The sequence below is a fragment of the Streptomyces sp. NPDC001904 genome, from assembly GCF_040297005.1.
In the GTDB taxonomy this organism is placed as follows: domain Bacteria; phylum Actinomycetota; class Actinomycetes; order Streptomycetales; family Streptomycetaceae; genus Streptomyces.
Window position 1 is genome coordinate 21,341 of the sequence record NZ_JBEOYI010000035.1, and the last position, 20,843, is coordinate 42,183.

A 20,843-nucleotide genomic window follows, 5' to 3' on the forward strand; every position below is an offset into this window, starting at 1 on the left:
CCGGCGCCCACTAGCTGACGGGTCGTCAGATCGGCGCTACCGTGAATCCATGGAGACCACCGAGACCGCAAACAGCCAAAGTGCCCCGGAATCAGCCGACTTGCCGCTCATCATCTCCGTCGACGACCACACCGTCGAGCCGCCCACCGTGTGGTCCGACCGGCTGCCGAAGAAGTTCGCCGACGTGGGGCCGCGCATCGTCCGCGCGCCCCTGAAGGAAATGACCTTTCTGGGCGGAAAGTTCGCGCCCGTCATGGGCCGCCCCGGCGACGACGGGCCGATCGGCGACTGGTGGGTGTACGAGGACCTGCACCGGCCCCTCACCCGTCTCGACACCGCCGTCGGCTACGACCGGGACGAGATCAAGCTGGAGGTCATCACCTACGAGCAGATGCGGCCGGGGTCCTTCGACGTCCCCGCCCGGCTGGCCGACATGGACGTCAACCACGTCCAGTCCGCCCTCTGCTTCCCCACCTTCCCGCGCTTTTGCGGGCAGACCTTCACCGAGGCCAAGGACCGGGAGCTGGGGCTGCTCGGGGTGCGCGCGTACAACGACTGGATGGTGGACGAGTGGTGCGGGCCGGCTGCCGCCGGGCGCCTGATACCGCTCACCCTCGTCCCGCTCTGGGACGCCGAGCTGGCCGCCGCCGAGGTGCGGCGCAATGCCGCGCGCGGGGTGCGGGCCGTCGCCTTCTCCGAGATCCCGCCGCATCTCGGGCTGCCCTCCGTCCACACCGACGAGTGGGATCCGTTCCTCGCCGCGTGCGACGAGACCGGGACCGTCATCGCCATGCACATCGGCTCCAGCAGCAGGATGCCGTCGACGTCGCCCGACGCGCCGCCCGCCGTCGGGTCCACCATCACCTTCGCCAACTGCTGCTTCTCGATGGTCGACTGGCTCATGAGCGGGAAGTTCGAACGGTTCCCGAACCTGAGGATCATGTACGCCGAGGGGCAGATCGGGTGGATCCCGTACATCCTGGAGCGGGCCGATGTGGTGTGGGAGGAGAACCGGGGGTGGGGCGGGGTCGCCGACAAGGTGCGCAAGCCGCCGAGCGAGTATTTCGCGGAGCACGTGTACGGGTGCTTCTTCGACGACGCCTTCGGGTTGCGGAACCTGGACTCGATCGGGGTCGCCAATGTCCTCTACGAGACCGACTATCCGCACTCCGACTCGACCTGGCCGAAGTCTCGGGAGGTGGGGGAGGCGCAGATGGGGCATCTTGCGGGTGATGTGGTGGAGCGCATCGTGCGCGGGAACGCCATTGATCTGCTCGGGTTGACTCCGGGTGGGCTGTGGGGGCCCTCGGCGCCTTGATCTGACCGCAAGTCGGGGTTGCCCGGGGCTGATTGCGCAGTTCCCCGCGCCCCCATAGGCACGGCTTTCGTCGTCGGCTGACGGCCGGTGGCCGCTTCTCGCGCAGTTCCCCGCGCCCCTCATGAGCCGTCGTTCGTGCGCGGCTCTCGTCGTGGCCGGTCGCGCAGTTCCCCGCGCCCCTGAGGCATGCGCTGGCGCGCGGCCTCCCCCTGGGGCGGGGAACTGCGCGGGGAGCCCCGCGGAGTCGCACCCCTTGTCTGACGGAGCGTCAGGTACGAGGATGAGGGGCGCCTGGATGTGACGAACCGTCAGATGGAGGGAACCGGGTATGGCGCGGCTCGCTTACGGGATTCAGCTCCCCATTCAGTCCCAGAGCACCATGTACGCCGAGAAGTGGGAGGACGGAGCCGGAGTCGACGACCTGGTGGAGATCGCGCGGGCCGCCGACCGAGGCGGCTTCGACTACATCGCGGTCTGCGACCACGTCGGCATCCCGCGACGGCTGGCCGACGCCATGTCGACGACCTGGTACGACCCCGTCGCCACGCTCTCCTACCTGGCCGGGGTGACGGAGCGGGCCAGACTGCTCAGCCACGTCGCCGTCGTGGCCCTGCGCCACCCCCTGCTCTCCGCCAAGCAGTACGCGACCCTGGACCACCTCAGCGGCGGCCGCCTGATCCTCGGGGTCGGGGCCGGCCACGTACAGGAGGAGTTCGAGGCGCTCGGGGTCGACTTCGCGCGGCGCGGGGCGGTGCTCGACGAGACCGTGGACGCGCTGAAGGCGGCGCTCACGCAGGAGGAGTACCCCTCGTACAAGGGGGAGTTGTTCCAGTTCGAGGGGCTGGGGCAGAAGCCCAGGCCCGCACAGCAGCGCGTCCCCGTCTGGGTCGGCGGCTCCTCCGCGCCCGCCGTGCGCCGCGCCGCGCTCAAGGGCGACGGATGGCTGCCGCAGGGGGACCCGCGGGAGCAGCTGGCCGAGAAGATCCGGACCATCGGGCGGCTGCGCGCCGACGCCGGGATCGAGGCGCCCCTGACCATCGGGGCCATCGCCGAGCCGCTGTACGTCGGCGATCCCTCCTGGCACGTCGGGCGGCGCACCCTCACCGGCTCGCCCGAGGCGCTGGCCGAGTCGCTGCGCGCGTACGCGGCGATGGGCGTGCACCAGATCCAGGTGCGCTTCCGCAGCCGCGGGCGGACCGAGCTCGTCGACCAGATCGCCGCCTTCGCGGACGGCGTGGCACCCCGACTCAACTGAGGAGCACAGGGCATGGGCAAGCTGGACGGGCGCGTCGTTCTCATCACCGGTGCGGCGCGCGGGCAGGGCGAGCAGGAGGCACGGCTGTTCGCCGCCGAAGGGGCGAAGGTCGTCCTCGCGGACGTCCTCGACGACCAGGGCGAGGCCGTCGCGAAGGAGATCGGGGGGCACTTCGTGCACCTCGACGTCAGCAGCGAGGAGGAGTGGGCCGGCGCCGCGCGCGCCGCCAAGGACGCCTTCGGGAAGGTCGACGGGCTGGTCAACAACGCGGGCATCCTGCGGTTCAACGAACTGACCAGCACTCCGCTGGAGGAGTTCCAGCAGATCGTGAACGTCAATCAGGTCGGCGCCTTCCTCGGCATCAAGACCCTCGCCCCCCTGATCGCCGAGGCGGGCGGCGGCTCGATCGTGAACACCTCCTCGTTCACCGGGGTCACGGGCATGGCGCTGGTCGGCGCGTACGCCGCGAGCAAGCACGCCATCGTCGGCCTGACCCGCGTCGCGGCCCTGGAGCTCGCGGCGAAGCGGATCCGGGTCAACGCCGTCTGCCCCGGCGCCATCGACACCGCGATGAGCAACCCCGCCCAGCTCGACCCGGGCGGCGACATCCAGGCCGGTACCGAGGCCCTCGACGAGCTGTACCGCAAGCTGGTGCCGCTCGGCCGGGTCGGCAGGCCCGAGGAGGTCGCGCGGCTCGCGCTGTTCCTCACCGCCGAGGAGGACTCCGCGTACATCACCGGGCAGCCGTTCGTGGTCGACGGCGGGTGGCTCGCCGGGGTCAGCATCATCTAGCCGACGACATTGCCTGACGATGCGTCAGCTATTGACGGTCACAGGTCGCAGTGGAACAGTCATCCCATTCAATCTGACGGATCGTCAGAAACTGACGAGGACGGTGAACCTCCTTGGAATTCGGGCTCTTTGTACAGGGATACGTGGGCAAGCAGGCGCTGACCGACCCCACCGCCGAGCACCGCGCGCTCATGAACGAGACCGAGTACGTCATCCAGGCGGACAAGTCCGGCTTCAAGTACGCCTGGGCGTCCGAGCACCACTTCCTGGAGGAGTACTCGCACCTCTCGGCGAACGACGTGTTCCTCGGGTACCTGGCGCACGCGACCGACCGGATCCACCTCGGCTCCGGCATCTTCAACCCGCTGGCCCAGGTGAACCACCCGGTGAAGGTCGCCGAGAAGGTCGCCATGATGGACCACCTCAGCGAGGGGCGGTTCGAGTTCGGCAGCGGGCGCGGTGCCGGCAGTCACGAGATCCTCGGCTTCATCCCTGGTGTGACGGACATGAACTACACCAAGGAGATCTGGGAAGAGACCATCGCCGAGTTCCCGAAGATGTGGCTCCAGGACGAGTACGTCGGGTTCCAGGGCAAGCACTGGTCGCTGCCGCCGCGCAAGATCTTCCCCAAGCCGCACGGCAAGTCGCACCCCGCCATGTGGTACGCGGCCGGGTCCCCGCCCTCGTACGCGATGGCCGCCAGGAAGGGGCTGGGCGTGCTCGGCTTCAGCGTCCAGAAGGTCTCGGACATGGAGTGGGTGCTCGAGCAGTACAAGACCGCCATCCAGGACCCGGACCCCATCGGTGACTTCGTCAACGACAACGTCATGGTGACGTCGACGGCCATCTGCGCCGAGACCCACGACAAGGCCGTCGACATCGCGGTCGGCGGCGGGCTCAACTACCTGCAGTCGCTGGTCTTCCGGTACCACGACACCTTCCCGCGGCCCGAGGGCATACCCGCCTGGCCCGAGATCCTTCCGGAGTACAACCGGGAGATCATCGAACTCCTCATCGCCGAGGAGCTGATGATCTGCGGCGATCCGGACGAGGTGCTCCAGCAGTGCAAGCGGTGGGAGCAGGCCGGGGCCGATCAGCTCTCCTTCGGGCTGCCGATCGGGATCTCGCACGAGGACACCCTGAACACGATCAAGCTCATCGGGGAGCACGTCATCCCGAAGATCGACACGGATCCGGTGCACCGGACGAGCCGGTTCCGGTCCGCCGCGTAGCGCTCCGCGACCGCCCCGGTTCTCCTCCTCCCGGACAGGAGGGCCGGGGCTCTGTCCCGTTGCTGTCACGGGGCTCCGCCCCGGACCCCGCTCCTCAATCGCCGGAGGGGCTTGATGTGCCCCCGCCGAGGGGCTTGGTTTTGCTGGGCTCGATCGTTGAGGAGCAGGCATGCTCGACCACCTGATCAAGGGCGCCACCGTCGTCGACGGGACCGGCGCCCCCGCCTTCGTCGCCGATGTCGGCATCCGCGACGGGCGCATCGCCGTCATCGCCGAGCCCGGAGCCGTCGCCGAGCGGGCGCGGACGAGTGAGGACGCCTCGGGGCTCGTGCTCGCGCCCGGGTTCGTCGATCCGCACACGCACTACGACGCGCAGCTGTTCTGGGACCCGTACGCGACGCCCTCCCTCAACCACGGCGTGACCACGGTCGCGGGCGGCAACTGCGGCTTCACGCTCGCCCCGCTCAACCCCGAGCGGCCGGACGACGCCGACTACACCCGGCGGATGATGTCGAAGGTCGAGGGCATGTCGCTGGTCGCGCTCGAAGAGGGGGCGCCCTGGAACTGGAGCTCCTTCGGGGAGTACCTCGACGCCCTCGACGGACGGATCGCGGTCAACGCCGGTTTCATGGTGGGGCACTGCGCGCTGCGCCGGTACGTGATGGGGGCGGACGCCGTCGGCGGGCAGCCCAGCGAGCAGCAGATGGACGCCATGCTCGCGCTGTTCCACGAGGCCATGGACGCCGGCGCCTGGGGCCTGTCCACCACCCAGTCCTCGACGCACTCGGACGGTGACGGCAGGCCGGTCGCGTCGCGGCACGCGCTGCCCGCCGAACTCATCGCGCTCAGCCGGGCGGTCGGCGAACACGAGGGCACCCAGATCGAGGCCATCGTCGCCGGGTGCCTGGACCAGTTCAGCGACGACGAGATCGACCTGTTCGTCGAGATGAGCGCCGCCGCCGGGCGGCCCCTCAACTGGAACGTGCTGACCATCGACGCCGCCGTCCCCGAACGCGTACCGCGCCAGCTCGCCGCGAGTGAGCGGGCCCGTAAGTCGGGCGGCCGGATCATCGCCCTGACCATGCCGATCCTGACCCCGATGAACATGTCGCTCGGCACGTTCTGCGCGCTCAACCTCATCCCCGGCTGGGGCGACGTCCTCGGCCTGCCGGTGGACGAGCGGATCGCGAAGCTGAGCGACCCGGACGTGCGCGGCGAGATGCTGCGCCGCGCCGACAGCAAGGAGGCCGGCGTCTTCCGGCGGCTCGCCGACTTCGGGCGGTACGTCATCGGGGACACGTACTCGGAGGCGAACGAGGGGCTGACCGGGCGCGTGGTGAAGGACATCGCGGCCGAGCGCGGGCAGGAACCCTTCGCGTGCCTGGTCGAGATCTGCGCCAACGACCGGCTGCGGACGGTTCTGTGGCCGATGCCGACCGACAACGACCCCGACTCGTGGGCACTGCGCGCCGAGGCCTGGGGCCACGAGGACGTCATGCTGGGCGGCTCCGACGCGGGGGCGCACCTGGACCGCATGTGCGGGGCGCCGTACACGACCCGGTTCATCGGGGACTGCCTGCGCGGCCGCAAGTTGGTCGGTCTGGAGCAGGCCGTGAAGATGCTGACCGCCGACCCGGCCGAGCTGTTCGGGCTGCGCGAGCGCGGGACGGTGCGGGAGGGCTTCCACGCCGATCTGGTGCTCTTCGACCCGGAGGCGATCGACGCGGGCAAGGCGACCCTGGTGCACGACCTGCCCGGCGACAGTCCCCGGCTCGACTCCAAGGCCATCGGCATCACCGCGGTCTGGGTCAACGGGGTCGAGGCCATCCGCGACGACGTCGTCAGCGGCGCCGTGCCCGGCAAGGTGCTCCGCTCGGGGCAGGACACCCGGACGGTGAGTACCAAGTGAGCGCTGTGGACGGCACGTCGGGAAAGCTGTTCATCGGGGGCGAGTGGGTCGAGCCCGCGGGCGGTACGTACGACGTGCTCGACCCGGCGACCGAGCGGGTGGTCGGCGCCGCCCCCGAGGCCTCGCGGCAGCAGGTGCACGACGCCGCGCGCGCCGCCCGTGACGCCTTCGGCCCCTGGTCGCGGACGACGCCCCAGGAGCGGGCCGCGGTCCTCGACCGGGCCGCCGATCTGATGCAGCGCGACTTCGCGGCCCACGCCGAGGTGGCGCAGGCCGAGAGCGGCGCCACCACCGGGACGGCCCGCGGGATGCAGGTCGGCGTCGGCGTCACCCGCTTCCGGCGGTATGCGCGGGGCGCCCTCGAACCCGTGGAGGAGGGGCTGGCGCCGCAGATCAACGAGGCCGGGCCGATGGGGAAGGCCGGGGTGATGGGCGCGCTCGCCGTGCGGCAGCCGGTCGGCGTCGTCACCTGCATCACCTCGTACAACAACCCGTGGGCCAACCCGGCGGGCAAGATCGCGCCCGCGCTCGCCATGGGCAACACGGTCGTCGTGAAGCCCGCCCCGCAGGACCCGCTCTCCGTGTACCGGATGGCGGCCGCCCTGGAGGAGGCCGGGGCGCCGCCGGGTGTGGTGAACGTGGTCAGCGGGGCCTCCGTGGACGTCGGCGAGGCGGCCGTCGACGCGCCGGACGTCGACATGGTCAGCTTCACCGGGTCCACCGCCGTCGGGCAGCGCATCGGCGAGGTGTGCGGCCGCTCCCTGAAGCGGCAGCTGATGGAGCTGGGCGGGAAGGGTGCCGCGATCGTCTTCGGCGACGCGGACCTGGACTCGGCCGTCGCCGGGATCGGCACGACGTACGCCTTCTACAGCGGGCAGATCTGCACGGCGCCGACCCGGGCGCTCGTGCACCGCTCGGTGTACGACGCGTTCGTCGAGAAGCTGACCGCGTACATCGGGTTCATGAAGGTCGGCGACCCCAGGGAGCGGGGCACGGTCGTCGGGCCGGTGATCTCGGCGGCGCACCGCGAGCGCGTGGAGTCGTACGTGGAACTGGGGCGCAAGGAGGGGGCGACGGTGGTCGCGGGCGGGGAGCGGCCCGCCGGTCCCGGCACGGACACCGGCTTCTACGTGGCTCCGACGCTGCTCGCCGGGTGCACCAACGACATGCGGGTGGTCCGTGAGGAGATCTTCGGTCCCGTCGTGACGGTCGTCCCCTTCGACGGGGCGGGGCCGGGCGACGAGGACGAGGCGGTGGCGCTGGCCAACGACTCCGAGTACGGCCTCATCGACTACGTCTGGTCCGGCGACGTCGCCCGTGCCTTCCGGGTCGCGCGGCGGCTGCGGGCCGGCGGGGTCGGGGTGAACACGGTCGGGCGGAACATGGAGGCGCCGTTCGGCGGGTTCAAGAAGAGCGGGGTGGGCCGGGACGTCGGCTCGTACGCGCTGCACGCCTACAGCGAGCTGCAGTCGATCGTGTGGCCCGGGTGACGTGATCCGGGCGACGTGACCCACCCCTCACGGGAAATTTTTGAACGGGGCATATCGGACCCGGCTGCGGTTCCCGAATATCGGACACCGGGCCGATCGCCTTGCATTAATAGCTGCATTCTGCAATCGTCCAGCTGAGTCGAAAGCGATTGCCCGGATTGCCCATCGATTGCCAAGCGGGGCAGAAGGCGCGAATCACGCCAGATGTGGAAACCGCAGGATTTAACGTCCTGTTCATGACTCAGCTGGACGTGCGGCCCCAGGAGGGCACAGGGAAGGGCGAGGGCAAGGGCCTCGGCGGGAACTCCGTCGGGCTGCTCGGCAGTGCCGTCATCGGCGTCTCCACGGTCGCGCCCGTCTACTGCCTCACCTCGACCCTCGGCTCCACCGCCGGCGAGGTCGGACTGCAGATGCCCGCGGTGTTCCTCGCCGGGTTCCTGCCGATGCTCCTCGTCGCGTTCGCGTACCGGGAGCTGAACAAGGTGATGCCGGACTGCGGCACGTCGTTCACCTGGACCGTGAAGGCGTTCGGGCCGCGCGTGGGCTGGATGTGCGGCTGGGGCCTGGTGATCGCGACGATCATCGTGCTGTCGAATCTGGCCGGGGTCGCGACCTCGTACTTCTGGCTGCTCGCCGGGGAGATCACCGACAACTCCGCGGTGGCGGACCTCGACGGCAACAAGGCCGTCCACATCGTCACGTGCCTCGTCCTGATCGCCGCCGCGACCGCGATCAGCTATCGCGGGATGACCGCCACGAAGGGCGTGCAGTACACGCTGGTGGGCCTCCAGCTGGTGGTGCTCGCCGTCTTCGTCGTGATGGCGGTGGCGAAGGCGGGCTCGGCGGACTTCCCGACCTCGGTGGACTTCTCCTGGTCGTGGCTGAACCCGTTCTCGGTGCAGTCCTTCGGCGCGTTCACCGCGGGCCTGTCCCTGTCGATCTTCATGTACTGGGGCTGGGACACCTGCCTGACCGCCAACGAGGAGACGATCGGCTCCGACAAGACGCCGGGCCGCGCCGCGCTCATCGCGATGGTCGTCCTCGTCGGCTCCTACCTGGCCACGGGCGTCGCCGCCCAGATGATCGTCGGCTCCGGGGGGAAGGGCCTAGGCCTCGCCAACCCGGAGACCTCCGACAACGTCTTCGCCGCGCTGGCCGGGCCGGTGATGGGCCCCACCCTCGGCATCCTGCTCTTCGTCGCGGTCCTCGCCTCGGCGGCGGCCAGCCTCCAGACGACGTTCATCCCCGTCGCCCGTACCGTCCTCGCCATGTCGACCTACGAGGCGCTCCCGGCCTCGTACGCCCGCGTCCACCCGCGCTTCAAGACGCCTGGCCGGGCCACCGTCACGGCGGGCGTCTCGACCGCCGTCTTCTACACGGTCATGACGCTGGTCTCCGAGCACGTCCTCGTCGACACGATCTACGCGCTCGGCCTCATGATCTGCTTCTACTACGCGCTCACGGCGTTCGCCTGCGCCTGGTACTTCAAGGCGGAGCTGCGCTCGTCGCCGCGCGACTTCGCCTTCAAGGGCCTGTTCCCGGCCCTGGGCGGCCTCCTCCTCTCGGCGGTCTTCGTGAAGACCCTGGTGGACATGTGGAACCCGGAGTACGGCAGCGGCTCCTCGGTCTTCGGCGTGGGCTCGGTCTTCGTCATCGGCGTCGGCCTGCTGCTCATCGGCTTCCTGATCATGCTGGTCATGAGCCGCCGGAGCCCGGCGTTCTTCCGGGGCGAGGTGCTGAACAGGGAGACCGCGGTGCTGGTGGTGGAGGAGTAGGGGGCCGGCGGATGCTGGGTGCATGACGGACGCGCCCCTGCTCTTCCTCGACGTCGACGGCCCGCTGATCCCCTTCGGGAACCCGGCGGGCCATCGCACGTACGCGGGTCCCTGGACCCCGGGCCCGCACGACAACCCTCTCCTGCCCCGCGTCGACCCGGCCCTCGGCCCGCTGCTGCGCGCGCTGCCGTGCGAACTGGTGTGGGCCACGACGTGGGGCGCCGAGGCCAACGAGTCCGTGGCCCCGTGGCTCGGCCTGCCCCCGCTGCCGGTCGTGGAGTGGCCCGACGACACGGCCGACGCGCCGCCCGCGGACGGTACGCACTGGAAACTCCGGCCCCTCGTGGCGTGGGCCGCCGGGCGGCCGTTCGTCTGGGTCGACGACGAGATCGGCCCCGCGGACCGGGCGCCGGGTGCCGCGCTGCTGTACCGGGTGGACCCGGCGCGGGGGCTGCGCGGCGACGATCTCGCGGCGATCGGTGCCTGGCTCGCGACCTAGGCCATGCTCTGCGCGCCGTCCAGCGACTCGCGGATGATGTCCGCGTGGCCGCAGTGCTGGGCCGTTTCGGCCACCAGGTGCATCAGTACGCGGCGGATCGTCCACTCGGTGCCGGGCTCGTGCCACGGGGCCTTCGGCAGCGGCCAGGAGGCGTTCAGGTCGGGCAAGGAGAACACCACGGTGTCGGTGGCGCGGGCCGCCTCCTCGTAGGCGGCCAGGACGCCCGCCAGGGTCTCGCCGGGCAGCATCCGGAAGCTCTCCGCACGCTGGGCCCAGTCCTGCTCCGTCATGGCGGTGTAGTCGGGCAGCCCGGACGGGCCGTGCTGGATGAACCGCACCCAGTTCCGCTCCACCGCGGTGACGTGCTTGATCAGCCCGCCCACGCACAGCTCACTGGCGGTGGTCCGCAGGCCGGCCTGCTCGTCGGTGAGGTCGCGCGCGGTGAACCGGAGGAAGTGCCGCTGCTTGGCCAGCCCTTCGAGCCAGTCGGCGTGCTCGTCCTGTGCGCGGGTGAGCGTCTCTTCGTCGGTCATGGGGTCCGCCTTCCGTGAGCTGCTGGAGGCCGTGCCCGAGCCGCCGCAGGGCCGCTCGGGTGCCGGTGGACTCACGGTAGGAGGCATCTAGGTCGGTTCCTGTCCTAGATGTGCCGGGCGCGGATCACGTCCCCAGGAAGATCGGGTTCGTGAACGCCGTCAGGGCGCCGGGCAGGCCCGGGACCGTCGCCGGGTGGCGGACCTCGGCGCGCACGTAGGCCGCATAGGACGGCGTCGTGCGCCAGGTCGCCCTACCCGTGCCGGAGTCGGGCAGCGGCGCCGACGTGAACAGGGTGCCCTCGTCCGTGACGATGTGCAGGGTGCAGCCGGGGGCGCCGCTCACCTCCAGGTCCACCGTCACCGGGGTGTCGGCGGCGACCGCGAGGCGCTCCCCGAGACCGGCCGTCCGGCCCTTGCCGCCGCTCGCCGTGAAGGCGACCTCGACGTCCTTGGTCTCGGCGACGTAGGCACGGCCCGCCCTGATGCCCGCCTGGATCGCGTCCCGCGTCAGATCGTCGGCGAGGACCACCGTCTGGGGGCCGCCGACCCGGTCCGGGTCGCGGTGGGCGTCGCTGTTGCCCATCGCGGGCAGCCAGGAGCCGCGGCCGCCGCCGCGTGAACGGGCGTAGGAGACGAGGGTGTTGTCCCAGTCGGCCAGGGAGACCTCGTCGTCCGCCGTGTACGGGCCGTTCCACACCTCCACCGCGTCCGCCTCGCCGAAGCCGAACTTCCAGCCGCAGCCGATGCACGTCGCGTGCGGGTGCGCCGGGACGACCAGACCGCCCGCCCGCCGGACCCGCTCGGCGTACTTCGCCCAGCGGTTGTCCCGGGCCCGGTAGCGCCAGTCGACGAAGGTGCCCGGATCGGTGCCGAGGGCGACGACGTGGCCGTTGCGGGTCGTGATCTCCTCGCCGAGCATCACCAGCAGGTCGTCGCCCGCCACGTCCGCCCAGTGCGCGTGGGAGGAGTGGGTGTTGTGGTCCGAGGTGTTGATGAAGTCCAGGCCCGCCGCCCGGGCCAGGGCCCCGATCTCGGCGGGGGTGCGCCTGCCGTCCGAGTACCAGGAGTGCAGATGGCAGTCGCCGCGGTACCAGGCCCGGCCGCGCCCGCGCGCCCGCTCCGGCGGATAGGACGGCACGGGCGTCGCCCCGGGCTCGCCGTGCGTCAGCGTCACCGTCACCGAGTACGGCAGGCCGTCCGGCGCCACCGTGTACGGGCCGAGCGCGATGTGCCAGGTCCCGGCCCGCACCGGGCCCGGCACATAGCCGGGCGTCGCGTCGTCGGCCCGCACGAAGAACTCGGTGCGCGCCCCGCCCGACCAGCCCCGGAACCCGTCGCCGCCGAGCGCCGTGCCGCGCTCGTCGAAGAGGCCGATGTCCAGCGCGTTGTTCTGCGTGCCGGCGGGCACCGTGGCCTTCGTGTACGTGTACGCGACCCTGATCTCCCGTACCCCGCGCGGCACCTCGACCGGCAGGTACACGAAGTCGGGCGCGCCCGGCGGCAGCGTGCCCGTGAGCGTGCGGGTCGACTGCGTCCCCTCGGCGGCGCCGGCGAAGCTCATGGTCCCGAGCGTCAGCGCGGTGGCCGCTCCGGACACCAGCAGCGCCCGCCTGCCGAGGTCCCCGTGGTCGGCGTCGGTGCACATGTCGCGGCTCCCCCAGAGTGTCGGATGTGGTCCGGGCAACTCTGGTATTGAGCCGTTAACCGCCCGCCAATGGAAGGGGAGCGGCGGATTACGACCGGGAGCGTTTGCGGACCAGCCCGACGACCACCAGCACCACGAGCACGAGCAGAATGATCAGGATCAGTCCGACTTTGCCGAACGATCCGCCGTGCCGCGATTTGTGCCGCCGCTTGGATTTGCCGATGCGCGTCGCCGGCTGGGCCGCGGTGACCTTGCGCGGCGCCGACGCCGACGCCGGCCCGTGCGCCGCCGCCGCGGCGGCCGCCGACACCGTCGTGGTGCCGGTGCGCGCGGCCGCCGTCACCGGTACGGACCCGAACAGCAGCGCTCCCAACAGCACCAGCACCGCCGTGGGACGTGAACGCAGACGCATCGAAAACCCCCGTGAAGAATGGCCCGGAAAGAATTCCGGACCGCCTTTCGCAAAACCCCGGTAAAGAGCTTTCCGGGGATGCGATCAGGGGAGCGTAGCCGTGCCCATGGACTCCTGGAACCCCCGCCGGTAGGAAAGCCGCATGCGGATCTCGACCACGATCTTCCTGACCGACGAGACCATCACTCCCGTGCGCCTCGCCCGCGAACTCGAACAGCGCGGCTTCGGCGGCCTCTACCTCCCCGAGCACACGCACATCCCCGTGGAGCGCACCAGCCCGTACCCCAACGGCGGTGACCTGCCCCGCGAGTACACCCGCACCCTCGACCCGTTCGTCGCCCTCGCCCAGGCGGCCGCCGTCACCGACCGCCTCGCGCTCGGCACCGGCGTCACCCTCCCCATGGAGCACGACCCGATCGTCCTGGCCAAGCAGGTCGCCACCCTCGACCACCTCTCCGGCGGCCGCTTCACGCTCGGCGTCGGCTTCGGCTGGAACCGCGAGGAGGCCGCCGACCACGGCGTCGCCGAGTGGCGCACGCGCCGGGACCTCGTCCGTGAGCGGATGGGCGTGATGCGGGCGCTGTGGGCGGCCGAACCCACCGCGTACGAAGGCGAGTTCGGCCCCGGAGTGCGCGCCAGCCACGCCTTCCCCAAGCCGGTGCGCGGCGGCGCGCCCCGCGTCCTCGTCGGCGGCGCCGCCGGCCCGAAGCTCTTCGCGCACATCTGCGCGTACGCCGACGGCTGGATGCCCATCGGCGGCGCCGGACTGAGCCGGACCGTGCCCGAGCTGAGGGACCGCTGGCAGGAGGCGGGCCGCGACCCCGACGCGCTGACGATCGTGCCGTACGCGGTCCTGCCGACCCCGGGCAAGCTGGCGCACTACGCCGAGCAGGGATTCGGGGAAGTCGTCCTGCAACTCCCGCCGGGGGAGAGCGGGGCGGTGCTGAAGACGCTGGACGACTACGCCCAGTACCTGTGAGGGCCCGCTGGTGGAGCGCCCCCGGGTGCGCTCTCGTGGGCCGCGGGGCACCGCTCGTATGCTCAATTCATGAGTGATCAGGACGCCGTACCCCAGACGCAGCAGACCGACCGGCCCACGGCCAACGCGATGCGCCGCGCCCTGAAACGGGCCAGGGACGGCGTCGCGCTCGACGTCACGGAGGCGGCCGTGCTGCTCCAGGCACGCGGCGCGGATCTGGACGACCTCACGGCATCGGCCGCCCGCGTGCGCGACGCCGGGCTCGAGGCGGCCGGGCGGCCCGGCGTCATCACGTACTCCAAGAGCGTCTTCATCCCGCTCACCCGGCTGTGCCGGGACAAGTGCCACTACTGCACGTTCGTCACCGTCCCCGGCAAGCTGCGGCGCGCCGGACACGGGATGTTCATGTCGCCGGACGAGGTCCTGGAGGTCGCGCGCAAGGGCGCCGAACTCGGCTGCAAGGAAGCCCTGATCACCCTCGGCGACAAGCCGGAGGACCGCTGGCCCGAGGCGCGCGAGTGGCTGGACGCGCACGGCTACGACGACACCATCGCGTACGTGCGCGCCATATCCATCCGCATCCTGGAGGAGACGGGCCTGCTCCCGCATCTCAACCCGGGGGTGCTCTCCTGGACCGACTTCCAGCGCCTGAAGCCCGTGGCGCCCTCCATGGGCATGATGCTGGAGACGACCGCCGAGCGCCTGTGGTCCGAGCCGGGCATGCCGCACCACGGCTCCCCGGACAAGGAACCGGCCGTGCGGCTGCGGGTCCTGGAGGACGCGGGCCGCTCCTCGGTCCCCTTCACCAGCGGGCTGCTGATCGGCATCGGCGAGACCTACGAGGAGCGGGCGGACTCTCTCTTCGCGCTGCGCCGCACCGCACGCTCGTACCACGGCATCCAGGAACTGATCATCCAGAACTTCCGCGCCAAGCCGGACACGGCGATGCGCGGGATGCCCGACGCCGACCTCGACGATCTCGTCGCCACGGTCGCCGTCGCCCGCCACATCATGGGCCCGTCGGGCAACCTCCAGGCCCCGCCGAACCTGGTCGACGGCGAGTACACGCGTCTCATCGGCGCGGGCATCGACGACTGGGGCGGCGTCTCCCCGGTGACCATCGACCACGTCAACCCCGAGAAGCCGTGGCCGAAGCTGGAGGAGTTGTCCGAGCAGTCGGCGCAGGCCGGCTTCGAGCTGCGCGAACGGCTCTGCGTGTACCCGGAGTTCGTGACGCGCGGCGAGCCGTGGCTCGACCCGCGCCTGCTCCCGCACGTGCGCGCGCTGGCCGACCCGGACACCGGACTCGCGATCGCGGACGCGCCGGTCGTGGGCCGCCCCTGGCAGGAGCCGGACGAGGGGTACGTCGCCTCATCCGGCCGCACCGACCTGCACCGCACCATCGACACCGAGGGCCGCACCTCCGACCGCCGCGACGACTTCGACGAGGTGTACGGCGACTGGGAGGCGCTGCGCGAGCAGGCGGCGCCCGGCATGGTGCCGTCCCGCATCGACGGTGACGTGCGCGAGGCGCTGGCGGTCGCGGCCGACGACCCGACGAAGCTCACCGACGAGCAGGCCCTCGCCCTGCTGCACGCGGACGGCCCGGCCCTCGACGCGCTCTGCAAGGTCGCCGACGACATCCGCAGGACGGTGAACGGCGACGACGTCACGTACATCGTCACCCGGAACATCAACTTCACGAACGTCTGCTACACCGGCTGCCGTTTCTGCGCCTTCGCGCAGCGCCGCACGGACGCCGACGCCTACACCCTCTCCCTGGACCAGGTCGCCGACCGCGCCCAGCAGGCGTGGGAGGTCGGCGCGGTCGAGGTCTGCATGCAGGGCGGCATCCACCCGGACCTGCCCGGCACGGCGTACTTCGACATCGCGAAGGCCGTGAAGGAACGCGTGCCCGGCATGCACGTCCACGCCTTCTCCCCGATGGAGGTCGTCAACGGCGCGACCCGCACGGGGATGTCGATCCGCGAGTGGCTGACCGCCGCCAAGGAGGCGGGCCTCGACTCGATCCCCGGCACGGCCGCCGAGATCCTCGACGACGAGGTCCGCTGGATCCTCACCAAGGGCAAGCTGCCCACGGCGACCTGGATCGAGGTCGTCAGGACCGCGCACGAGCTGGGCATCCGCTCCTCGTCCACGATGATGTACGGGCATGTGGACCAGCCCCGCCACTGGCTCGGGCACCTGCGGACCCTGGCCGGCATCCAGCAGGAGACCGGCGGCTTCACGGAGTTCGTGACGCTGCCGTTCATCCACACCAACGCGCCGGTGTACCTGGCGGGCATCGCGCGCCCGGGCCCGACCACCCGCGACAACCGGGCCGTCACGGCGATGGCCCGCGTCCTCCTCCACCCGCACATCCCCAACATCCAGACCAGCTGGGTGAAGCTGGGCACCGAGGGCGCCGCCGAGATGCTCCGCTCCGGCGCCAACGACCTGGGCGGCACCCTGATGGAGGAGACCATCTCCCGCATGGCGGGCTCCTCCTACGGCTCGTACAAGTCCGTCAAGGACCTGATCGCGGTCGCCGACGCGGCGGGCCGCCCGGCGAAGCCCCGGACGACCCTGTACGGCGCCGTCCCGGAGGAGCGGGTCCGGGCGGCGGCCGCGTCGGACGGGCATCTGCCGGAGCTGCTGCCCGTCCTGGAGGACTGAGAGGGGGCCGGGGGCGCCGGTCAGACCAGCAGGTCGCGCTTCAGCTCGCGCAGTTCGGCCGGGCTGATGCCGAGCCCCCGGCGCTCGTAGGCGCCGAACGAGCCGTACGCGTCCTCGACCTCGTCGAACCCGGAGTTCAGGTACTCGGCGCGGACGTCCAGGAGCGGCTTGTAGACCTTGGCCTGCTCCGGGGGCATCGAGGCGAGGGCCGCCGCGTTGGCCTGGGCGCGGTAGTCGTTCGAGGCGAGGTAGTCCTCGACCACGGTCTCGCGGGGGACGCCGAGCGCGGTGAGCAGGGCCGCGTTCGCCCAGCCCGTGCGGTCCTTGCCCGCCGTGCAGTGGAACAGCACGCCGCCGCCGTCGGCGATGCCCGAGAAGACCTGCCGGTAGGCGGTCTTCGCGGAGGCGCCGCTGACCATGAACTTCTCGCCGTCGGTCATCATCGCGACGGCCTCGGCCTCCGTCGTCGGCATCGCGGAGTAGGTGGGGGAGCCCGCGAGGACGTCCGCGACCACGTACGAGGTGCCGCTGGGGACGCGGTCGGGCGCGGCGGCGCGCTCCGAGGCCATGCGCAGGTCGAAGTCCGTGCCGATGCCGAGGCGCTTCAGCTTGGCGAGGTCGGCGGCGGTGAGCTTGTCGAGCGCGTCCGAGCGGTAGACCTCGCCCATCTTCACCCAGTGGCCGTCGGCGGTGCGGTAGCCGCCGGCGTCGCGGAAGTTCACCGTGCCGTCGAGCTTGATGAGCCGGTCGGCGAGGTGCAGCCCGCGGCCGTGGCCGGGGGTGAGGTCGAACCACTGGCGGTCGACGTGCGCGGGCAGGCCGGTGACCTTCACCGTGCCGGTGGAGCCGCCGCTCGCCACGGTGCGGCCGTTGGCCTTGACGGTGACGTGCCGGACGCCGGGCGCCGTCCAGGTGATCTCGTACGTGCCCGGGGTCGCCGCCGCCGTGACCTCGGCGCGCGTGAAGGGGATCCGGGCGGACGGCGCGTGGTGTCCGGCGTGTGCGGAGTGCGCGGAGGCCGCCGGGGCTGCGAGAGTGGCCAGGAAGGCGGCGGCCGACAGAGCGGTGACCGTGCCCCTGACACGCGTCATCTGCTGCTTCATGTGCGTCATGGGGCGGATGCTTCGGGCTGTCGGAGAGCGGCGTGCGACGAGGCGGTGAACGGCGCGGGAACCTCAGGGAGCGGACTCCTCTGTACCTTCGCGAACTGTGCACATACGTGCCGAAGTGACCACAAGGACGTCTCTTCCCACACCAGTTGAGGTCGCTTGGATCACTGAAGCGAACGTTCCTGGTCGATTACAGTGCTGCGAGTCGAGGGCCGCAGGGCAGCGAAGGAGAGCCATGGGCGCACCACCCGCCGCCGGGGCCGTCTGGGGCCGCGCCGAACAGCAGGACTTCCGCAGCCGGGTGCGCGGCGCGCTGCTCGGCTCCGCGCTCGGCGACGCGCTGGGTGCCCCGCTCGACGAGAAGGCCCCGGCCGACGCCCCGGCCGCGCGCGCCGCCGAGCTGCTGCCCGCCTTCGGCCGCACCGGCGCCGTCTCGGCCGCCACCCAGCTCGCGCTGTTCACCGTCGACGGGCTGATCCGCGCCCAGGTGCGCCGCGACACCGGCGCCTGGCACCCGCCCACCGATGTGCACCGCGCCTATCTGCGGTGGGCCGCCACGCAGCGCGACTGGGGGCCCGACGAGCGGCGCAAGGAGGACGGCTGGCTGGCCCGCGAGGAGTGGCTGTACTCCCGCCGCGGCGCCTCCTCCGCCTGTCTGCTCGGGCTCGGCAACGACGTCATGGGCACCCTGGACAAGCCCAAGAACCCCGACGCCGACGGTCCCGAGGCCGCGACGCGGTCCGCCGGCTTCGGGCTGCTGGTCGGCTGGGAGCCGCAGCTCGTCCTCCAGCTGGCCGTCGAGTGCGCCGTCCACACGCACGGTGCGCCCGAGGCGTATCTGTCGGCGGGGGCGTACGCCGTGATCGTGCACGCCCTCGCGCGCGGGGACTCGCTGGACGCCGCCGTGCAGCGCGCTCTCGCCCTGCTCGCCGCCCGGCCCGGGCATCCGCCGGTCGCGGACGCCCTCAAGCACGCGCTGGGGGCCGTGCGGCAGGGGATGCCGAACGCCGCGCGGGTCGGGGAGCTCGTCGGTGACGGCGGGGCCGTCGGGGCGCTCGCCGGGGCCGTGTACTGCGCGCTCGTCGGTGAGGACATCCGGCACGGGCTGGGGCTCGCCGTTCACCACGACGGGCCTTCGGCGGCTGTCGGGGCGTTGTGCGGGGGGTTGTTGGGGGCGTTGCACGGGGAGACCGCGTTGCCTCCGGCGTGGGTGGTGGAGCTTGAGGGGCGGCCCACGATTCTTGAGCTGGCCGATGATTTCGCCATGGAGATGACGCAGGGGGCCGCGCTGCACGGGCCGGCCGGGGCGTCGGAGGGGTGGCTGGCGCGGTATCCCCGGGCCTAGGCCCGGGGCCCGTGACGGTCGTCGTTCGTCCGCGGCCCGGTGGCCGCTTCCCGCGCAGTTCCCCGCGCCCCTGAGGCCGCGGGGAACTGCGCGACCAGCCCCCGACCGAACCGCAGTCGGGCTACAAGCGCTGGACGTCGTCCTGGGCCGCGGCCGGAGCCGGGACGGCCGCGGCCGTCCCGGAGTCGTCGTCCGTGTTGATGCGCTCGATGATGGCGTCCCGCTCGGGGGTGTCCTCGGGCTTGACGAGGCCGATGACGATGTAGAGGACGAGGGAGACCGCCAGCGGGATCGAGACCTGGTACTGGAGCGGGACGCCCCCGTCGACGTTCCAGCTGATCGGATAGTTGACCAGCCAGAAGGCCAGCAGCCCCATCGCCCAGCTGGTCAGCGCGGCGGTCGGCCCGGACTTGCGGAACGGGCGCAGCAGCCCCAGCATCATCGGGATCGCGATCGGCCCCATCAGACCGGCGACCCACTTGATGACGACGGTGATGATGTCCTTGAAGGTGGGCGAGTTGACCTGCGTGGCCACCGCCATGGACAGGCCGAGGAAGACGACGGTCGTCACCCGGGCGGCGATCAGGCCCCGCCGCTCGTTCCAGGACCGCGCCTTGACGGAGAGCACCGGGGCGACGTCCCGGGTGAAGACGGCCGCGATGGCGTTGGCGTCGGAGGAGCACATGGCCATGGTGTGCGAGAAGAAGCCGACGATGACGAGGCCCAGCAGACCGTGCGGCAGCAGCTGTTCGGTCATCAGGCCGTAGGAGTCGGAGCCGTCCGGCTTCTGCGCGTGGACGAGCAGCGGCGACATCCACATCGGGAAGAACAGGACGGCCGGCCAGACCAGCCACAGGATCGCCGAGAGCCGGGCCGAGCGCGTGGCTTCACGGGGCGAGCCGGTGGCCATGTAGCGCTGGGCCTGGTTGAGCATGCCGCCGTTGTACTCGAAGAGCTTGATGAACAGGAACGCGAGCAGGAACACCGCGCCGTACTGGCCGACCAGCGGCTTGCCGTGGCCCTGGAGCTCGGGCCGGTTCCAGGCGTCGAGGAAGCCGATGTTCTTGTCGTCGAGCTTGATGACGACCGCGACGAACATCGAGACGCCGGCGAGGAGCTGGATGATGAACTGGCCCAGCTCGGTGAGGGCGTCGGCCCACAGACCGCCGATGGTGCAGTAGACGGCGGTGATGACGCCGGTGATCAGGATGCCCTGGTTGAGGGAGATCCCGGTGAACACCGAGAGCAGGGTGGCGATGGCCGCCCACTTCGCCGCCACGTCCACGATCTTCAGCAGCATGCCGGACCAGGCGAGCGCCTGCTGGGTCGGCAGGTTGTAGCGGTTCTTCAGGTACTCCAGCGGCGAGGCCACGTGCAGCCGGGACCGCAGCCGGTTGATGCGCGGCGCGAACAGATTGGCGCCGATGGCGATCCCGATCGCGATCGGGAAGGACCAGGTGACGAAGGACGTCACGCCGTACGTGTACGCGATGCCGGCGTACCCGGTGAACATCACCGCGCTGTACCCGGACATGTGGTGCGAGATGCCCGACAGCCACCACGGCATCTTGCCGCCCGCGGTGAAGAAGTCGGAGACGTTGTCCACGCGTTTGTGGGACCAGACGCCGATCGCGACCATGATGCCGAAATAGCCGATGAGCACGACCCAGTCGAGACTGTTCATGTGCCCCCTCCAGGGGTCCGCCTTGTGAACGTTGCGGCTCTTCGTCAGTACGTCCGTTTCAGCGGGCGCCCCCGTGCGGGAGTGGGGACTTGGGGGATTGAACCCCTTGTCCGGTGAGCCGGTCAAGGCCTCTCGCGGTCATGGATGTGAACCGAGATCAGCAAGTAGAACGATTTTGCCCTTTCGTGAC

General features: G+C 71.2%; 16 protein-coding genes. 11 read left to right on the forward strand and 5 right to left on the reverse strand.

Annotated features, from left to right (window positions below; genetic code table 11):
- The first annotated feature begins 49 nt into the window (after nucleotides 1-49).
- The 8 genes from ABT127_RS35370 to ABT127_RS35405 all read left to right on the forward strand — a co-directional run bounded on the left by ABT127_RS35370 (nucleotide 50) and on the right by ABT127_RS35405 (nucleotide 10,270).
- Nucleotides 50-1,318 (forward strand): amidohydrolase family protein, encoded by a 1,269-nt coding sequence (locus tag ABT127_RS35370; RefSeq protein ID WP_351459378.1) that lies wholly within the window; start codon nucleotides 50-52, stop codon nucleotides 1,316-1,318.
- A gap of 328 nt (nucleotides 1,319-1,646) precedes the next feature.
- Nucleotides 1,647-2,573 (forward strand): LLM class F420-dependent oxidoreductase, encoded by a 927-nt coding sequence (locus ABT127_RS35375; protein WP_351459380.1) that lies wholly within the window; start codon nucleotides 1,647-1,649, stop codon nucleotides 2,571-2,573.
- Between the two features lie 12 nt (nucleotides 2,574-2,585).
- A complete protein-coding gene (locus tag ABT127_RS35380; protein WP_351459382.1) occupies nucleotides 2,586-3,365 on the forward strand; it encodes an SDR family NAD(P)-dependent oxidoreductase in 780 nt (259 codons plus the stop codon).
- Between the two features lie 113 nt (nucleotides 3,366-3,478).
- Nucleotides 3,479-4,597: an LLM class flavin-dependent oxidoreductase gene (locus ABT127_RS35385; protein ID WP_351459384.1), complete on the forward strand. Its 1,119-nt coding sequence runs from the start codon at nucleotides 3,479-3,481 to the stop codon at nucleotides 4,595-4,597.
- 169 nt (nucleotides 4,598-4,766) lie between these two features.
- Complete coding sequence (locus ABT127_RS35390; protein ID WP_351459387.1) at nucleotides 4,767-6,506, forward strand: N-acyl-D-amino-acid deacylase family protein; 1,740 nt, start codon at nucleotides 4,767-4,769, stop codon at nucleotides 6,504-6,506.
- 5 nt (nucleotides 6,507-6,511) lie between these two features.
- Complete coding sequence (locus ABT127_RS35395; RefSeq protein WP_351459474.1) at nucleotides 6,512-7,996, forward strand: aldehyde dehydrogenase family protein; 1,485 nt, start codon at nucleotides 6,512-6,514, stop codon at nucleotides 7,994-7,996.
- A 236-nt stretch (nucleotides 7,997-8,232) separates the two neighbouring features.
- Complete coding sequence (locus ABT127_RS35400) at nucleotides 8,233-9,771, forward strand: APC family permease (RefSeq protein WP_351459389.1); 1,539 nt, start codon at nucleotides 8,233-8,235, stop codon at nucleotides 9,769-9,771.
- Nucleotides 9,772-9,793: 22 nt separating this feature from the next.
- The gene (locus tag ABT127_RS35405; protein WP_351459391.1) at nucleotides 9,794-10,270 is read left to right on the forward strand and encodes an HAD domain-containing protein; all 477 of its coding nucleotides are present in this window, start codon (nucleotides 9,794-9,796) and stop codon (nucleotides 10,268-10,270) included.
- Here the strand turns inward: ABT127_RS35405 and ABT127_RS35410 are convergent.
- The 3 genes from ABT127_RS35410 to ABT127_RS35420 all read right to left on the reverse strand — a co-directional run bounded on the left by ABT127_RS35410 (nucleotide 10,267) and on the right by ABT127_RS35420 (nucleotide 12,860).
- Nucleotides 10,267-10,803, reverse strand: coding sequence for a DinB family protein (locus tag ABT127_RS35410; protein WP_351459394.1), 537 nt, complete (start codon nucleotides 10,801-10,803; stop codon nucleotides 10,267-10,269). The genes ABT127_RS35405 and ABT127_RS35410 overlap by 4 nt on opposite strands.
- Before the next feature lie 124 nt (nucleotides 10,804-10,927).
- Nucleotides 10,928-12,448 (reverse strand): CehA/McbA family metallohydrolase, encoded by a 1,521-nt coding sequence (locus ABT127_RS35415; protein WP_351459397.1) that lies wholly within the window; start codon nucleotides 12,446-12,448, stop codon nucleotides 10,928-10,930.
- 88 nt (nucleotides 12,449-12,536) lie between these two features.
- The gene (locus tag ABT127_RS35420; RefSeq protein WP_351459399.1) at nucleotides 12,537-12,860 is read right to left on the reverse strand and encodes a hypothetical protein; all 324 of its coding nucleotides are present in this window, start codon (nucleotides 12,858-12,860) and stop codon (nucleotides 12,537-12,539) included.
- A 142-nt stretch (nucleotides 12,861-13,002) separates the two neighbouring features.
- On the opposite strand from ABT127_RS35420, the gene ABT127_RS35425 reads away from it, so the two are divergent.
- Nucleotides 13,003-13,839: an LLM class F420-dependent oxidoreductase gene (locus ABT127_RS35425; RefSeq protein WP_351459401.1), complete on the forward strand. Its 837-nt coding sequence runs from the start codon at nucleotides 13,003-13,005 to the stop codon at nucleotides 13,837-13,839.
- A 69-nt stretch (nucleotides 13,840-13,908) separates the two neighbouring features.
- Nucleotides 13,909-16,515 (forward strand): bifunctional FO biosynthesis protein CofGH, encoded by a 2,607-nt coding sequence (locus tag ABT127_RS35430; RefSeq protein WP_351459404.1) that lies wholly within the window; start codon nucleotides 13,909-13,911, stop codon nucleotides 16,513-16,515.
- Nucleotides 16,516-16,535: 20 nt separating this feature from the next.
- Here ABT127_RS35430 and ABT127_RS35435 read toward each other — a convergent pair whose 3' ends face one another.
- On the reverse strand, nucleotides 16,536-17,627 hold the full coding sequence (locus ABT127_RS35435) for a tyrosine-protein phosphatase (RefSeq protein ID WP_351459406.1): 1,092 nt from the start codon (nucleotides 17,625-17,627) through the stop codon (nucleotides 16,536-16,538).
- Between the two features lie 232 nt (nucleotides 17,628-17,859).
- On the opposite strand from ABT127_RS35435, the gene ABT127_RS35440 reads away from it, so the two are divergent.
- Nucleotides 17,860-18,969 carry an ADP-ribosylglycohydrolase family protein gene (locus ABT127_RS35440; RefSeq protein ID WP_351459409.1) on the forward strand — a complete coding sequence of 370 codons (1,110 nt, stop codon included), beginning with the start codon at nucleotides 17,860-17,862 and terminating at the stop codon, nucleotides 18,967-18,969.
- Nucleotides 18,970-19,090: 121 nt separating this feature from the next.
- On the opposite strand, the gene ABT127_RS35445 is transcribed toward ABT127_RS35440, so the two are convergent.
- Nucleotides 19,091-20,653, reverse strand: a complete 1,563-nt coding sequence (locus tag ABT127_RS35445; protein WP_351459412.1) for a sodium:solute symporter family protein — start codon at nucleotides 20,651-20,653, stop codon at nucleotides 19,091-19,093.
- Between the last annotated feature and the right edge of the window lie 190 nt (nucleotides 20,654-20,843).

Bases quoted from the DNA above. Each gene is read 5' to 3' on its own strand.
- ABT127_RS35370 (WP_351459378.1), top strand. From the start codon at position 50: ATGGAGACCACCGAGACCGCAAACAGCCAAAGTGCCCCGGAATCAGCC.
- ABT127_RS35375 (WP_351459380.1), top strand. From the start codon at position 1,647: ATGGCGCGGCTCGCTTACGGGATTCAGCTCCCCATTCAGTCCCAGAGC.
- ABT127_RS35380 (WP_351459382.1), top strand. From the start codon at position 2,586: ATGGGCAAGCTGGACGGGCGCGTCGTTCTCATCACCGGTGCGGCGCGC.
- ABT127_RS35390 (WP_351459387.1), top strand. From the start codon at position 4,767: ATGCTCGACCACCTGATCAAGGGCGCCACCGTCGTCGACGGGACCGGC.
- ABT127_RS35400 (WP_351459389.1), top strand. From the start codon at position 8,233: ATGACTCAGCTGGACGTGCGGCCCCAGGAGGGCACAGGGAAGGGCGAG.
- ABT127_RS35405 (WP_351459391.1), top strand. From the start codon at position 9,794: ATGACGGACGCGCCCCTGCTCTTCCTCGACGTCGACGGCCCGCTGATC.
- ABT127_RS35410 (WP_351459394.1), bottom strand. From the start codon at position 10,803: ATGACCGACGAAGAGACGCTCACCCGCGCACAGGACGAGCACGCCGAC.
- ABT127_RS35415 (WP_351459397.1), bottom strand. From the start codon at position 12,448: ATGTGCACCGACGCCGACCACGGGGACCTCGGCAGGCGGGCGCTGCTG.
- ABT127_RS35420 (WP_351459399.1), bottom strand. From the start codon at position 12,860: ATGCGTCTGCGTTCACGTCCCACGGCGGTGCTGGTGCTGTTGGGAGCG.
- ABT127_RS35425 (WP_351459401.1), top strand. From the start codon at position 13,003: ATGCGGATCTCGACCACGATCTTCCTGACCGACGAGACCATCACTCCC.
- ABT127_RS35430 (WP_351459404.1), top strand. From the start codon at position 13,909: ATGAGTGATCAGGACGCCGTACCCCAGACGCAGCAGACCGACCGGCCC.
- ABT127_RS35435 (WP_351459406.1), bottom strand. From the start codon at position 17,627: ATGACGCACATGAAGCAGCAGATGACGCGTGTCAGGGGCACGGTCACC.
- ABT127_RS35440 (WP_351459409.1), top strand. From the start codon at position 17,860: ATGGGCGCACCACCCGCCGCCGGGGCCGTCTGGGGCCGCGCCGAACAG.
- ABT127_RS35445 (WP_351459412.1), bottom strand. From the start codon at position 20,653: ATGAACAGTCTCGACTGGGTCGTGCTCATCGGCTATTTCGGCATCATG.